At 37.3% G+C, this 14,051-nt stretch carries 13 protein-coding genes; 9 read left to right on the plus strand and 4 right to left on the minus strand.

Going from position 1 to position 14,051, the window contains the following annotated elements; genetic code table 11:
• The first annotated feature begins 1 nt into the window (after window position 1).
• Window positions 2-550 carry a phosphatase PAP2 family protein gene (locus ACST15_RS01815; protein ID WP_459452939.1) on the plus strand — a complete coding sequence of 183 codons (549 nt, stop codon included), beginning with the start codon at window positions 2-4 and terminating at the stop codon, window positions 548-550.
• Here the strand turns inward: ACST15_RS01815 and ACST15_RS01820 are convergent.
• Window positions 523-1,536, minus strand: a complete 1,014-nt coding sequence (locus tag ACST15_RS01820) for an acyl-CoA reductase (RefSeq protein WP_459452940.1) — start codon at window positions 1,534-1,536, stop codon at window positions 523-525. The two genes, ACST15_RS01815 and ACST15_RS01820, sit on opposite strands and share 28 nt — an antisense overlap.
• 148 nt (window positions 1,537-1,684) lie before the next feature.
• On the opposite strand from ACST15_RS01820, the gene ACST15_RS01825 reads away from it, so the two are divergent.
• The 3 genes from ACST15_RS01825 to ACST15_RS01835 all read left to right on the plus strand — a co-directional run bounded on the left by ACST15_RS01825 (window position 1,685) and on the right by ACST15_RS01835 (window position 4,905).
• Entirely contained in the window at window positions 1,685-2,032 is a 348-nt protein-coding gene (locus ACST15_RS01825) for a 4Fe-4S dicluster domain-containing protein (protein ID WP_459452941.1), read from the plus strand.
• 354 nt (window positions 2,033-2,386) lie between these two features.
• Window positions 2,387-3,541, plus strand: a complete 1,155-nt coding sequence (locus ACST15_RS01830) for a porin (RefSeq protein WP_459452942.1) — start codon at window positions 2,387-2,389, stop codon at window positions 3,539-3,541.
• A 20-nt stretch (window positions 3,542-3,561) separates the two neighbouring features.
• Window positions 3,562-4,905 (plus strand): ammonium transporter, encoded by a 1,344-nt coding sequence (locus ACST15_RS01835; RefSeq protein WP_459452943.1) that lies wholly within the window; start codon window positions 3,562-3,564, stop codon window positions 4,903-4,905.
• 97 nt (window positions 4,906-5,002) lie between these two features.
• On the opposite strand, the gene mtaB is transcribed toward ACST15_RS01835, so the two are convergent.
• Both mtaB and ACST15_RS01845 read right to left on the minus strand, forming a co-directional pair.
• Complete coding sequence (gene mtaB, locus ACST15_RS01840) at window positions 5,003-6,328, minus strand: tRNA (N(6)-L-threonylcarbamoyladenosine(37)-C(2))-methylthiotransferase MtaB (RefSeq protein ID WP_459452944.1); 1,326 nt, start codon at window positions 6,326-6,328, stop codon at window positions 5,003-5,005.
• Window positions 6,329-6,413: 85 nt separating this feature from the next.
• Window positions 6,414-7,427 carry a glutamine synthetase beta-grasp domain-containing protein gene (locus ACST15_RS01845; protein WP_459452945.1) on the minus strand — a complete coding sequence of 338 codons (1,014 nt, stop codon included), beginning with the start codon at window positions 7,425-7,427 and terminating at the stop codon, window positions 6,414-6,416.
• 244 nt (window positions 7,428-7,671) lie between these two features.
• Here ACST15_RS01845 and ACST15_RS01850 point away from each other — a divergent pair, with 244 nt between their 5' ends.
• From ACST15_RS01850 to ACST15_RS01870, 5 genes are all read left to right on the plus strand, one after another.
• Entirely contained in the window at window positions 7,672-9,879 is a 2,208-nt protein-coding gene (locus ACST15_RS01850; protein ID WP_459452946.1) for a glutamine synthetase III family protein, read from the plus strand.
• Window positions 9,880-9,890: 11 nt separating this feature from the next.
• Complete coding sequence (locus ACST15_RS01855) at window positions 9,891-10,448, plus strand: hypothetical protein (protein WP_459452947.1); 558 nt, start codon at window positions 9,891-9,893, stop codon at window positions 10,446-10,448.
• A 2-nt stretch (window positions 10,449-10,450) separates the two neighbouring features.
• Window positions 10,451-11,167, plus strand: a complete 717-nt coding sequence (locus tag ACST15_RS01860; RefSeq protein ID WP_459452948.1) for an RsmE family RNA methyltransferase — start codon at window positions 10,451-10,453, stop codon at window positions 11,165-11,167.
• Window positions 11,157-11,816 (plus strand): DUF4159 domain-containing protein, encoded by a 660-nt coding sequence (locus ACST15_RS01865; RefSeq protein WP_459452949.1) that lies wholly within the window; start codon window positions 11,157-11,159, stop codon window positions 11,814-11,816. Before ACST15_RS01860 ends, ACST15_RS01865 begins: the two co-directional genes overlap by 11 nt.
• Window positions 11,817-11,903: 87 nt before the next feature.
• Window positions 11,904-12,665: an acyl-CoA desaturase gene (locus ACST15_RS01870; RefSeq protein WP_459452950.1), complete on the plus strand. Its 762-nt coding sequence runs from the start codon at window positions 11,904-11,906 to the stop codon at window positions 12,663-12,665.
• A gap of 116 nt (window positions 12,666-12,781) precedes the next feature.
• Here ACST15_RS01870 and ACST15_RS01875 read toward each other — a convergent pair whose 3' ends face one another.
• Window positions 12,782-14,050, minus strand: coding sequence for a dihydrolipoamide acetyltransferase family protein (locus tag ACST15_RS01875; RefSeq protein WP_459452951.1), 1,269 nt, complete (start codon window positions 14,048-14,050; stop codon window positions 12,782-12,784).
• Window position 14,051 lies beyond the last annotated feature (1 nt).

Below are 14,051 nucleotides of genomic sequence, written 5' to 3' on the forward strand. Positions count from 1 at the left end.
CATGTGGCCACAATGGGATAGTATTGTATTTCAATGGATCAACCAAGCACATGCGCCTGGTTTAGATGAAATTATGGTACTATTCTCCAACCGTTGGATTTGGATTCCCTTGTACCTCTATTTGATTTACACGCTATATCAACAAAAGAAAGGTATTTTTTTACTTTCACTTACTTATTTGATACTGTGTATCGTTTGGGCTGACCAAGTTTCTTCCAGTATATTAAAACCTAATTTTCAAAGATTAAGACCCTGCCATGAAGAGGTATTTAGGTCTTGGATACACCTACCGGATGGCTGTGGAGGTCTTTATGGATTTTGCTCGTCACATGCAGCCAATTCTTTTGCTTTAGCCATTGGATTTTACTTATTGACACAGAACAAAACAGCCAGAAACCTACTTTTGGTATGGGCTATACTAGTATCTTATAGTAGAATTTACCTTGGAGCACATTATCCTTTGGATGTATTAACAGGAGCATTAGTGGGTACTTTAGGAGCTTATTTCCTGAAATACGTCATTTATGACAAACTAATAAGGAAGGCATAAGTATCAATTCCGTCCGCAAAATCACTTAAACCAGGTTGCTGACTTTTTCCAAAAGCTATGGGATGGGTGTAAGAAGATTCAGATCCTACGATACATTGGATTTTCTCTTCTGAGGCTTGAATCCAAGTTTGTAATTCCTCTTTGGAATGATATCTTTTTAGGTATACAACACCAACGGGAGAGACTAAATCCTCACTTTCTTGAATTAATAAGTTTCCTAAATCAAAATGAGGAATCTGATTTAATAGGAATAAGGTTTTATGGTATTGGTAATTATTGGAATATTTGGTGTGATCCAAAACCCAGTGATATTGAGTTAATACGTCAAAGAGCAGAGTTGGGTTATAAAGCGCAGGTAAAGCAATGGTAGATACATTTCTACAACCTAGGCCGTAATAAGAAAATACATCCTTGGCTAATTCATGAAAATCCTCTTGGCTTTCTGTTCCGTCTATGATAGCGATGGAGGTCCGATTTTTCCGAATTATATGGGGTACGGTAGCAAAATAATGCGCAAAATAAGAACCAGAAAAGTCGCTTCCCGTGGCAATCACCGCATCCATGCCTTGAAGTCGATCAATTAATTGTATGGGAACATCAATAGTAAATTCTTTTATGGCTTGTATATAGAGCAGCATGATGGATTTATCCTGAGAACTTAATTTGACACAAGCCTCATTTCCACTAGCTAAAGTCATCAAAACATCATGTATTCCTACGGCAGGCAGATTTCCAGCTAAAATCAAACCAACTTTTTTCGGATTAGAAACTTGAAGAGGGTGCTCTTCAAAAAATAATTCCCAAGATTTCACATCAAAAAATTGCTTCTGAACCGCTTCCATAGCTTCTCGGATGAGGTGCTCAGAAAACCAAGGATTCTCATTTTTTGCTCTATCTATAAATAGTTCTATTTTTTCCTTGTTAGATGACTTTGTAAAATAGTCAGCCAAAAAGGCAATGAGCTGTAAAAATGACGCTTTTCTCATAAATGAAATGGTTCTTAGCAAGCAAATGGAATGCAAAGTTCTAAAAATTTTGCAATAGTCTTTTAAAAATATATAGTATTCAAAATTTTGGATGTAAATTGCACAAATTTCTTTCAAAAAGGACAACTAAGGTCTTAAACAAAAGATTATGGCTATTATTATTACTGATGAGTGTATAAACTGTGGGGCTTGCGAACCAGAATGTCCCAATACAGCAATTTATGAAGGTGGTGTAGAATGGACATGGGCTGGAGGAACCTCCTTAACAGAAGTAGAATTAGGAGATGGCTCTTCCATGGATGCTAAGGCACCAGTTGAGCCTGTGTCAGAAGAATTTTATTATATCGTACCAGATAAATGTACCGAATGTACAGGATTTCATGAAGAACCTCAATGTGCGGCTGTTTGCCCAGTTGATTGCTGCGTTCCAGATCCAGATCACGTGGAAGATAAAGAAACCTTATTGGCTAAAAAAGCCTGGTTACATGCGGAATAATTAACACCAATATGCATAAATGAAAAGACCTGCCTAGTGCGGGTCTTTTTTTTTGCCCTCAGTTTAATCCAAACGGCAATTTCAAGTATCCCCATTCGCAATTTATATTATTCTAAGATTACAGAATCTAATTTTGCGATTTTTATAAAAACAGGTTTCTGTTTTAATCTCATTTTTATCATTTTTTGTAATTATTCATATTTTAGGTTTAATTTTTAACCTAAAATTGTAATATTTTTAACTTTTTATCATTTTTAGGTTTAATTTTTATCAATAACTCTTGTTTTGTATTTTTTTTCAAACAATATTTGTCCCGTAGTCAAGCATTTATTTTCCCATTAAAATTTAAAGAATATGAAAAAATCAATCTTTACCCTCTTATTGTCAGGAATTAGCTTTTTGGGATTTTCCCAAGAAAAAGAAGCTGAGAGTTCAAAATTTACATTTTCGGGTTACATCGATTCGTACTATATGTTAAATTTTAACAATCCGACTAATCGCAGTAATTTAGGTACCTCCGGATACGAAAGAGCATTTGATCAAAAATCAGGTCAATTCTCCTTAGGTTTAGTACAAACCAAATTTGGCTACTCGACTAAAACATCTGATGTAGTGGTTGATTTAACTTTCGGTCCCAATGCGGATCTTGGTCAATACGGAAACGTAGTTGGGCCATTAGGAGCAGGAAAGGCTTCTACAGCATTGGCTATCAAACAAGCATATTTTAACTGGAAGCCTAGCGACAAATGGACCTTTACTGTGGGACAATTCGGAACACACATTGGATACGAGGTCATTGACGCTCCAGTGAATTACAATTATTCCTTATCTAACTTATTCAACAATGGTCCATTTTACCATATAGGAGCAAAAGCCAACTATGCCTTCTCTTCTAAATCAGCCTTGATGTTGGGTATAGTGAATAACGTAGACAATTTAAATGACAATAACTCTTCTAAAGGATTAATAGGCCAATTCTTTTTCGCTCCTAAAGATGGTTGGAATGTATACATCAACGGTATCACATCCAACGAATCAGCTCCTTTAGCAAGTGGAAAAGACGATTCAGGTAGTTACAATCTATTAGACTTAACCACATCGTACCAAATTAGCCCTAAATATTTAATTGGTTTAAATGCTGCTTACGGTTCTCAAACAGGAGATTTCCAAGGTGGTGGTAGCGTAGGCGACAGCAAAACATGGGGTGGTATTGCACTTTACTCTAACTATGCATTCACCGATCACTTCAGCTTAGGCGGTCGTTACGAAGTATTTGATAATACTAGTGGGGCTAGAGCTTTACGTGGAATCAATGCCGCAGGTGAGACTGTAGGTACAGATGTAAGTTCATTTACATTAACAGCTACTTTCACTACTGCTGAGGGACACCTTTTAATCAAACCTGAATTAAGAACAGACGCCTACAAAACAGCACAATTCATCGATGGTGATGGAAAGGCACAAAAATCACAAGCCACATTTGGAACAGTCTTTATATACAAATTTTAATTTAACTAAAACTTACGGACATGACAACACAAAAACCAACTTGGATTCCGCTTCTTGTATTACTTGCCGTTGCGGTACTTGCATTGTTTACAGATCTTCCGGGCTCTATTCCTACTGAGGGAATTGACACGGGTGACACAGCCTGGCTGATAGTTGCTTCTGGTTTAGTTCTTCTAATGACTCCTGGATTAGCTTATTTCTATGGAGGAATGGTAAATCATAAAAATGTAATTTCTACCATGTTGCAATCCTTCATTGCCATGGGTGTAATCAGCGTCATTTGGGTAATTTTTGGATTCAGTTTAGCTTTTGGTGATTCCATTGGCGGCTGGATTGGTGACCCAACTACCTTTTTTATGTTCAACAACGTGTTTGACCACAAATTATCTTTAGGATCTGCTGACCAAATAAAATTCACTATTCCTTTTGCTCTTTTTGCCTTTTTCCAAATGAAATTCGCAGTTATCACACCTGCCTTGATTTCAGGAGCATTAGCAGAAAGAATTAACTTCAAAGCTTATGTATTATTCATGGTGCTTTTCTGCATCTGTGTATATTCACCATTAGCTCATTGGACTTGGCATCCTGATGGATTCTTATTCAATTTAGGTGTATTGGATTTTGCTGGTGGAACTGTAGTACACATGTCCGCAGGTTGGGCTGCATTAGCAGGTGCTCTTTACTTACGTCGTAGAAAGTCCCACATCGAATCTAACATTTTGCCTCCAGCTAACATTCCTTACGTTTTATTAGGAACTGCCTTACTTTGGTTCGGATGGTTTGGATTTAATGCCGGTTCTGCTTTAGGGGCAAACTCCTTATCGGTAACCGCTTTTGCTACTACGCACATTGCTGCTGCTTCTGCAGGTTTATCTTGGATTTTATTTGATGTAACTCGCGGTAAAAAAGTATCAGCTTTGGGTTTCTGTATTGGTGCTGTAGTTGGCTTGGTTGCTATTACTCCAGCTGCTGGATTTGTCACCTTACCCATTGCCATTTTCATCGGGGTTATTGCTGCTTTAGTATCTAACATCATTGCACACTGGAGAGCATCATCGAATTTAGATGACACACTTGATGTATTCCCTTGCCATGGTGTAGGTGGAATGATGGGTATGTTAATGACAGGTATTTTTGCAACAAGCGCTGTTAACTCAGCTGTAGCAGGAAACGGTTTATTCTACGGTGAAACAGATTTATTCGTAAAACATATTTTAGCTCTTGCAATCGTTTCTGCTTTTGCATTCGGTGTATCTTATATCCTATTAATTGTAACGGACAAGATTATTCCATTACGTGTTAATGAGGAAGAAGAAAGATTAGGTTTAGACATTTCGCAGCACGACGAGTCAATCTCGGAATAGTCTAACATACAGACAAAGCCGCAAGTAATGGTTCTTGTGGTTTTGTTTCAATCAAAAAGTCGGAAACTCCTAGTTTCCGGCTTTTTTGTTTTAAAAATTAAACGAATTGCTCAATTAAGATTTCTGCGCGCATGTTTCCCTCCTCATCGATGGATTTGTAGCGAACTGGCTGAATAGTATTGATTTGCAAAGGGTCATAAGGCACCCTAACGCGAACATAATTCTCTGAAAAACCTTCCATATATCCGTCCGAATTTGCTTCTTCAAAAAGCACTTTTCCTTGTAGACCCAATTGGGTTTCATAAAAAGCACGACGCTTTTTGTCGGATAATATGTGTAACATTTTTGAACGCTCTGCCTTTACCTTAACATCAACTTTAGGGTGAATGTCCACCGCATAGGTATTGGCCCTTTCCGAATAGGTAAATACATGCAAATAAGAAATATCTAATTCATTCAGAAAATGATAGGTATCTAAAAACATTTCTTCCGTTTCACCCGGATGGCCAACGATCACATCAACTCCGATGCAAGCATGAGGCATGAGTGATTTGATTTCTCGAACTCGATCAGCATACAGTTCTCGTTGGTATCTACGCTTCATTAAACGCAAAACAGCATTAGAACCTGATTGCAATGGCACATGAAAATGAGCTACAAAATGTTGTGATACAGCTAAAAAATGCAATAAATCACTATGCAATAAATTAGGTTCAATAGAAGAAATTCTAAAACGACGCATATCGTTTTGTTGATCCAAAGCTTTTACTAATTCAAAAAAAGAGGCTACTCGCTTACCTTGCTGAATTCCAAAATCACCAATATTAACTCCAGTTAAAACAACTTCCTTGACACCTTTATCGGCAATATCTTTCACCAAGCCTAACACATTTTCTATGCTACTTGATCTACTTTGACCACGCGCCAAAGGAATAGTACAATAGGAGCAAGGGTAATCACAACCATCCTGAACTTTCAAAAAAGTTCGAGTACGGTCATTTACCGAATAGGAAGCATGGTAATCTAAATCATATCGAATTTCTGAAGCGATCACTTTGGGTAAAGTACTTTTCTTTTCTGAGGAGAAATAAGGAGAAATAATTTCCGCCAATTGAAATTTTTCATTGGCTCCCAAGACTAAATCAACCCCTGGAATTTGCACAATTTCGTCAGGTTTTAATTGAGCATAACAGCCCAAAATAACCACAATTGAATCCGGATTAATCTTTTTTGCCTCTTTGACTACTTTCTTGCATTTTTTATCGGCCTGGTCTGTTACGCTACATGTATTGATAACAAATAGGTCGGGAGATTGCTGGAATTCTACCCGTTCAAATCCCATAGGCTCTAATGAGCGAGCAATGGTAGAAGACTCGGCGAAATTTAATTTACAACCTAAGGTATAAAAAGCTAACTTCTTCATGCAAAATAATAAGCTGCAAATTTAAAACAAAAATGGCGGATAAATCCGCCATTTTCATGCAATTATAGAATTATACAGCTCTTTATTAATACTTAGCTGATTTTACAGTTTTGATAATTCTTGAAGCTACTTTGTATGGATCTGCCGCTGAATTTGGACGACGATCTTCTAACCAACCTTTCCATCCTTTTTCTACTGTAGCAATGGGGATACGGATAGAAGCACCACGGTCAGAAACGCCATAAGAGAATTGGTGAATGGATTGAGTCTCATGCTTACCTGTTAAACGCAAGTGGTTATCAGCACCATAAACTTCAATATGCTCTTTTACCACAGGAGCAAAGGCAGAACAAATGGCATCATAAGTTCCTTTCTCACCACAAGTACGCAATGCAGTATTGGAGAAGTTAGCGTGCATACCTGAACCATTCCAATCTAGTTCGCCAAGTGGTTTACAGTGCCAGTTGATAGCAACACCATATTTCTCACCTAATCTTTCTAATAAATAACGAGCTACCCAAATTTGATCTCCCGCTTCTTTGGCACCTTTAGCGAAAATTTGAAATTCCCACTGTCCAGCAGCCACCTCAGCATTAATACCTTCTACATTTAAGCCAGCTTCTAAACAAATGTCTAAATGCTCCTCTACGATATCACGTCCATAGGCATTCTTAGCACCCACTGAACAATAGTATGGTCCTTGAGGTGCTGGATATCCGTTAGACGGGAAACCCAAAGGTTTGTTGGTTTCTGGATCCCACAAGAAATACTCTTGCTCAAAACCAAACCAAAAATCGTTATCATCGTCCTCAATAGTAGCACGACCATTACTTTCATGTGCTGAACCATCAGAATTCAATACTTCGCACATAACTAAATAAGCACTTTTTCTAGCAGGATCTGGACAAATGAACACAGGCTTTAATAGACAGTCAGAAGAACCACCTGGAGCTTGCTCGGTAGATGAGCCATCAAAGCACCACATATCGCAGTCTTCTAGTTTACCACTGAAGTTATTTTCAATCTTAGTTTTAGAACGCAAACTCTGAGTAGGTTTGTAACCGTCTAACCAAATGTATTCAAGTTTAGATTTTGCCATGATTTTAAACGTGTTTTTATTAAAAATTCATTTTTTGTACCAAATACAATGCAAAAATAAACCTGTTTTTAAGAAAAACAATTTTTTGAAATAAAAATTATACAATTTTATCACATGTAATCCTGAAAATAAAAAACATGACAATAATATGAATTAACAAGATATACACGAAAAAGAGATTAAATTTGTTTCAAGTAACACGCAAAAATCCTATTTTTACGTTCTTGATAACCAAATTCAAACCATGGCAATAACTAGATTCAAAGCGCTTGAATTAGCTCAAAGTAGAGCTACTGCAGTTGTGAAAATCCCTACTGAAAAAGTCAGTGATTATTACGGCAATATGACATTTAATGATGAGGTAATGCGCTCATTATTATCACCTGAAGCATACTTAAAGATTACGACGGCCATTAACACAGGTTCCAAAATAGATCGTGATGCGGCTGATGAGGTTGCAGCAGCTATGAAATCCTGGGCTATCTCAAAAGGTGCGACTCACTATACTCACTGGTTTCAACCATTGACAGGAACTACAGCTGAGAAACACGATTCATTTTTTGATATTGATTTAAGCACAGGAAAGGCGGTAGAAAAATTCAAAGGTTCAGCTTTAGTTCAACAAGAGCCCGATGCTTCTTCATTCCCAAATGGAGGAATTCGTTCAACGTTTGAGGCACGTGGTTATACAGGATGGGATCCATCTTCGCCAGCATTTATCATGGAAAATGCTGCTGGAACAGCTACCTTATGTATTCCATCGGTATTTGTATCTTATACTGGTGAAGCATTGGACTACAAAACTCCATTATTGAAATCGATTGAACTAATTGATAAAGCAGCTACAGCAGTTGTGAAAGAATATTTCAACCGTGATGTCACTAAAGTAGTTCCTACTGTTGGTATCGAACAAGAATATTTCTTAGTTGACGAAGCACTTTACAATGCTCGTCCAGATTTAATGATGGCTGGAAGAACGGTTTTCGGACACGCTCCTGCAAAAGGTCAACAATTAGAAGATCACTATTTTGGATCGATTCCAACTCGTGTGAATGCTTTTATGGTTGATTTTGAAATTGAAGCCTTGAAATTAGGTATGCCAGTTCGTACTCGTCACAACGAAGTAGCTCCTGCACAATTTGAAGTTGCCCCGACCTTTGAAGAGGCTAACTTAGCATGTGATCACAATGCACTTTTGATGGACTTAATGTCGAAAGTAGCTGTAAAACATAAATTGAAAGTATTATTCCATGAGAAACCATTTGCTGGTATCAATGGATCAGGTAAACACAATAACTGGGCTTTAGGAACAGATACAGGTGTTAATTTATTAGGACCATCATCTAAACCAAAAGAAAACCTACGTTTCTTAACCTTCTTCGTAAACGTAGTGAAGGCGGTACATGACAATGCTGATTTACTACGTGCCTCCATTGCTTCTTCAGGAAATGAGCATCGTTTAGGAGCGAATGAAGCCCCTCCAGCGATTGTTTCTGTATTCTTAGGTTCTACCATGAACAATGTTTTGGATGACCTAGAAAACATGAAGGATATCGAGGAATTCCAATTAGAAAAAGGAGATAACGTATACCTAAAATTGGGTATCAACAAAATCCCTTCCTTGATTTTAGATAACACAGACCGTAACAGAACTTCACCATTTGCTTTCACTGGAAACAAATTTGAATTCCGTGCAGTTGGTTCTTCTGCTAATTCAGCAGCTCCAATGACCATTTTGAATACGATTGTTGCAAATCAATTAATCTTATTCCGCAAAGAGGTAGACGCTGTATTAGAAAAAGGAGTAAAGAAAGAGTTGGCGATCATGAATGTATTGAAGCGTTATGCTAAAGAATCCAAGAAAATCCGTTTCGAAGGAAATGGTTATTCGGATGAATGGGTAGCAGAAGCAGAAAAGAGAGGTTTATCCAACATGAAAACCACACCTGAGGCATTATTAGTATATACTCGCCCTGAATCAATCGAATTATTCACGAAATATGGTATTTATTCTAAGGAGGAAATGCATGCTCGTTATGAAATCGAATTAGAGAACTATATCAAGAAAATCCAGATTGAATCACGTGTATTAGGTGATATGGCGATTAACCACATTGTTTCTACTTCATTGAAATACCAAACACAATTGGTAGAAAACGTGAAAGGACAAAAGGAAATTGGTATAGATCCTCAATATTATGCACCAACGGTCGAAATGATCAAGAAAATCTCGGAGTACACTTCCAAAATCGTTTTGTTACAAAATGATATGACAGAGGCAAGAAAAGAGGCAAATAATGTGGAAAATATCGAAGAAAGAGCGTTCTTGTATGGCTCCAAGGTCAAAGGTTATTTCGAAGAGATTCGCTATGCAGTGGATAAACTAGAGTTAATCATTGACGACGATGAGTGGCCATTGCCAAAGTACAGAGAATTATTAATGATTAAATAGTTTGTCACCTTATGACACAAATTAGCAATCCCGGATTTTCTCCCGAGGAAATCAAACGTTTGAAAGAGCTTTGTGCTTCTGAACAACGTACTTTTGTTTTGATCGAAGACGAAGATCTTCCGGTAAGCAATGATAGAGAAATGGTCCACATACAATTTGTGGGCCATTTTGAGCAAAAGGAGGTTATCTATGATGCCATCTTATGTACGCTTCAATTACATTATTCTAGCTTATTGTATGAAGCGGCAGAAAGAGAAGCCATCCAGCATTTCCCTTTGTATGTCCCTATTGAAAATAGAGATGAAACATATCAAGCCAACGATTCCTTGGATGAAGAAGTAGAAATGATGGTTTTAGAAATCATCGAAGAAATGGAAGAAAATGATGAAATCAAGGTTAGTGAATATGTAGAAGTTGATAAAGATTTTGATTTTGGCATTGGCTTAGAGGCGGCTCTTTATGTACCTGCATTGACGGATGAAGTTATAGAACAGTTTATTCTTGATTTCAACGCGAATGCATTACAATTAGACACTTCCTTATATTCATTTAAATCTGAAGAAGAGTAGGCATGAGTATTCCGGTTTTTTATGAGCCAAATCCTACTGCTAGCACTTTTTTAAGCGAAGAAGAATCCATTCATGCCCATCGGGTCCTCCGGCTAAAAGCGGGGGATCCGATTTTTATTTTAAATGGTTTAGGTCAAAAATTTGAAGCAAAAATTGAGCAATCAACCAGTAAAAAAACGACTTTTCATCAATTACGTGAAATTGAAAAATCGGAAAAAGCTTCCTATTCCATCCATCTTTGGATAGCACCTACCAAACAAATGGAGCGGATGGATTGGATGGTTGAAAAATGTGCAGAATTTGGAATACAATCCATAGGTTTCTTTCATTCCAGGTACTCTGAAAGGAAAGAAATCAAAACCCATCGCCTTGAGAAAATAGTCATTTCTGCATTAAAACAGTCGAAAAATCTATTTTTGCCCCAAATTTACCCCATTGTTCCTTTCAAAGATTTGCTCAAACAGATAGGTCCAAAAGAACAAGAACAAAGACTTTTTGCCTATATTTCTGAACCTCCTAGTCTCAGTTTGGGAAAAAGTATTCACTTGAATCATGCTTATCATATATTGATTGGGCCGGAAGGAGATTTTTCTAAAGAAGAAAGTGAATTATTATTATCGAGCGATTGGACGCCATTTAGCCTAGGAAAGGCCATTTTAAGAACAGAAACAGCAGGACTAGCCGCAACCCACGCCATTCATTTATTACATGAAAAATAAGGTTTTTCTCTTCTTTTTGCTCGTATTTGCCAATAATCTCCATGGCCAAAATCCCTTGTTTAAAATTGCCAAGGTGAAATATAAAGGGGGAGGAGATTGGTATGCCAATAAGACTTCCTTGCCCAATCTCATTCAATTTGCCAATCAACAAAAGAAAATGGGGATAGATCCTACACCTGAGACGGTAGAATTGACGAGCCCCTTGCTTTGGAATTATCCTTTCCTGCATCTCACAGGGCACGGAAATGTGCTTTTTGATAAAGAAGAGCAAAAAAATCTACGAAAATATTTATTGGGCGGAGGTTTCCTACACATTGATGATAACTATGGATTGGATAAATCCATTCGTAGAGAGATGGCCAAAGTATTTCCTGAATTAAGTTTTATTGAGCTACCCTTTACTCACCCCATTTACTCTCAAGCCTACCCTTTCCCGAAAGGTTTACCTAAGGTTCACGAGCATGATGGTAAAGCTACGCAAGGATTTGGCCTCATTTATCAAGGAAGACTAATTTGTTTTTATTCTTATGAGTGTGACTTGGGTAATGGTTGGGAAGACGAAAGTATTTATCATGATCCAGCTGAAAAAAGAGAGTCAGCCCTTAAAATGGGGGTAAATATCCTTCAATACGCCTTCCTGAATCCATAACTGATAAAAATCATAAAAGTATATTGAAATACTAGAGATTCTTTAACTTTTCGTAGCTAAATTTGCACAAATATTTATTATTAATTTATGCAATTAGTACTTCCAGCTTTCATTATCCATTGGTACGTATCCCTTTTTAGTCAAACTTTCTTCCTACACCGCTACTCAGCGCATAAAATGTTCTTAATGAACAAGTTCTGGGAGAAATTTTTCTATTTTCTTACCTATTTATCTCAAGGTTCTTCTTTTTTAAGTCCTAGAGCCTATGCTATTTTACACAGAATGCATCACGCGTTCTCTGATACAAAGAAAGATCCACATTCACCGATGTTCTCAAGCAATGTCTTTACTATGATGTGGAAAACAAAAAACATTTATAATGCTGTTTTAAACCGTTCTCAAAAAGTAGAAGATCGCTTTGAACATGATTACCCAGTTTCAAAAACAATTGAAAAAATTGGAGATTCTTGGCTTTCTCGCATTGGTTGGGGAGTTGCCTATTCTTCTTTTTACATTGTAGCTTATAAGTATTTTGATATGCACTGGGCATTCTTCTTTTTATTGCCTGTTCACTTTTTAATGGGACCTGTTCACGGGGCTATTGTAAATTGGTCTGGACATAAATATGGTTATCAAAATTATGACAACCATGATCATTCTAAGAACTCATTGGTTGTTGATGTATTAATGATGGGAGAGTTGTTTCAAAATAACCACCACAAATTACCTAATCGTGTTAATTTTGCTACCAAATGGTTTGAAATTGATCCGACCTATCCAATGGTTAAATTATTAACCTGGTTGAAAATTATTCGTCCGAACGTTAAGGACCCGAACGCTAAGTTTTAATACCTTACATACACAGAAAGCCCTGGATTCATTCAGGGCTTTTTTTATGCACTACATGATAAATTCATAAAAGAAGCTCAGAATTAAATCCTGAGCTTCTTTTAAACCATGGGTGATTATAATTCGTGATCGTCAATATTGAATTTCTCCAAATAGTCTGAAACTCGTTTCAGAAAACCACCTCCCAAAGAACCATCGATCACTCGATGATCATATGAATGGGAAATAAACATCTTTTGACGGATGGCAATCTGATCTCCTTGAGGACCTGAAATGACAGCTGGTTTCTTTTCTATTACTCCAAAGGCTAGAATACCTACTTGGGGCTGCACAATGATCGGTGTTCCCATCAAATTACCAAAGGATCCAATATTTGAGATAGAAAAAGTACCTCCTTCTAAATCCGCAGGAGTTAATTTATTCAACCTAGCTCGATTAGAAAGATCATTTACTTTTTTGGTCAAATCTAAAAGTGATAATTTATCAACTTCATGAATAACAGGGACGATTAAATTACCATTGGGTAATGCCACTGCCATGCCAATATTAATTTGTTCATGCTGAACTAAGTAATTCCCTTCCACGGATATATTCATACCGGGAAAATCCTTCAAGGCCTTCGCTGTGGCCATTATCAACAAAGGAGTATAGGTAATAGGCTCTTTATATTTAGCCAAAAATTTAGCTTTTTCTGTCTCTCGCCACGTAACCATAGCAGTCATATCTGCTTCCAAGAAGGAAGTAACGTGAGGAGCTATACGCTTAGAGTCAACCATGCGCTCAGAAATCATTTTACGCATACGATCCATCTCCACTACGACATCACCTGGTAATCGTAAACCGGGACCTTGACTCAGTGTTCCAGAGGCAATCATACGTTTGGAATTACGTACTGCAATGTAATTTAAAACGTCTTTTTTAGTCACGCGTTGATCCAATCCAGAGCCTTTAATCGTACTTAACTCTCTCTGAGTGACATTTTCCTGTAGGCAAATTTGTTTAATCAAAGGTGAAATCCAAGGATTTGATTTTTCCTCATTCTGGCCTAAAATACCTAAACTTACATCGGTCAATAAAGCCAATTCCGCATGTTCTGGAAACAAATTGGCTGTAGAAGGGCTAGGAGAGGTGTCTGCTGAATTTTCAGTAGAATCAATCACACATATTGGCTTGCCAATGGTAGCTATTTCACCAACTGAAATTATAATTTTTTGTAAATAACCTGAAACGGGGCTTGGCACTTCAGTATCAATTTTATCGGTAGCAACCTCCAATATAAATTCGTCAGCTTCCACATAATCACCTGGTTTTTTCAACCAGTTTAAAACGGTCGCTTCCATGATACTTTCACCCATTTTAGGCATGATGACTTCCATGATGGCCATA

Source organism: Aquirufa sp. Wall-65K1 (assembly GCF_054558475.1).

What these genes read in the sequence shown, in the direction of transcription:
- ACST15_RS01815 (WP_459452939.1), top strand. Translation starts at nt 2, where the DNA reads ATGTGGCCACAATGGGATAGTATTGTATTTCAATGGATCAACCAAGCA.
- ACST15_RS01820 (WP_459452940.1), bottom strand. Translation starts at nt 1,536, where the DNA reads ATGAGAAAAGCGTCATTTTTACAGCTCATTGCCTTTTTGGCTGACTAT.
- ACST15_RS01825 (WP_459452941.1), top strand. Translation starts at nt 1,685, where the DNA reads ATGGCTATTATTATTACTGATGAGTGTATAAACTGTGGGGCTTGCGAA.
- ACST15_RS01830 (WP_459452942.1), top strand. Translation starts at nt 2,387, where the DNA reads ATGAAAAAATCAATCTTTACCCTCTTATTGTCAGGAATTAGCTTTTTG.
- ACST15_RS01835 (WP_459452943.1), top strand. Translation starts at nt 3,562, where the DNA reads ATGACAACACAAAAACCAACTTGGATTCCGCTTCTTGTATTACTTGCC.
- mtaB (WP_459452944.1), bottom strand. Translation starts at nt 6,328, where the DNA reads ATGAAGAAGTTAGCTTTTTATACCTTAGGTTGTAAATTAAATTTCGCC.
- ACST15_RS01845 (WP_459452945.1), bottom strand. Translation starts at nt 7,427, where the DNA reads ATGGCAAAATCTAAACTTGAATACATTTGGTTAGACGGTTACAAACCT.
- ACST15_RS01850 (WP_459452946.1), top strand. Translation starts at nt 7,672, where the DNA reads ATGGCAATAACTAGATTCAAAGCGCTTGAATTAGCTCAAAGTAGAGCT.
- ACST15_RS01855 (WP_459452947.1), top strand. Translation starts at nt 9,891, where the DNA reads ATGACACAAATTAGCAATCCCGGATTTTCTCCCGAGGAAATCAAACGT.
- ACST15_RS01860 (WP_459452948.1), top strand. Translation starts at nt 10,451, where the DNA reads ATGAGTATTCCGGTTTTTTATGAGCCAAATCCTACTGCTAGCACTTTT.
- ACST15_RS01865 (WP_459452949.1), top strand. Translation starts at nt 11,157, where the DNA reads ATGAAAAATAAGGTTTTTCTCTTCTTTTTGCTCGTATTTGCCAATAAT.
- ACST15_RS01870 (WP_459452950.1), top strand. Translation starts at nt 11,904, where the DNA reads ATGCAATTAGTACTTCCAGCTTTCATTATCCATTGGTACGTATCCCTT.
- ACST15_RS01875 (WP_459452951.1), bottom strand. Translation starts at nt 14,050, where the DNA reads ATGGCCATCATGGAAGTCATCATGCCTAAAATGGGTGAAAGTATCATG.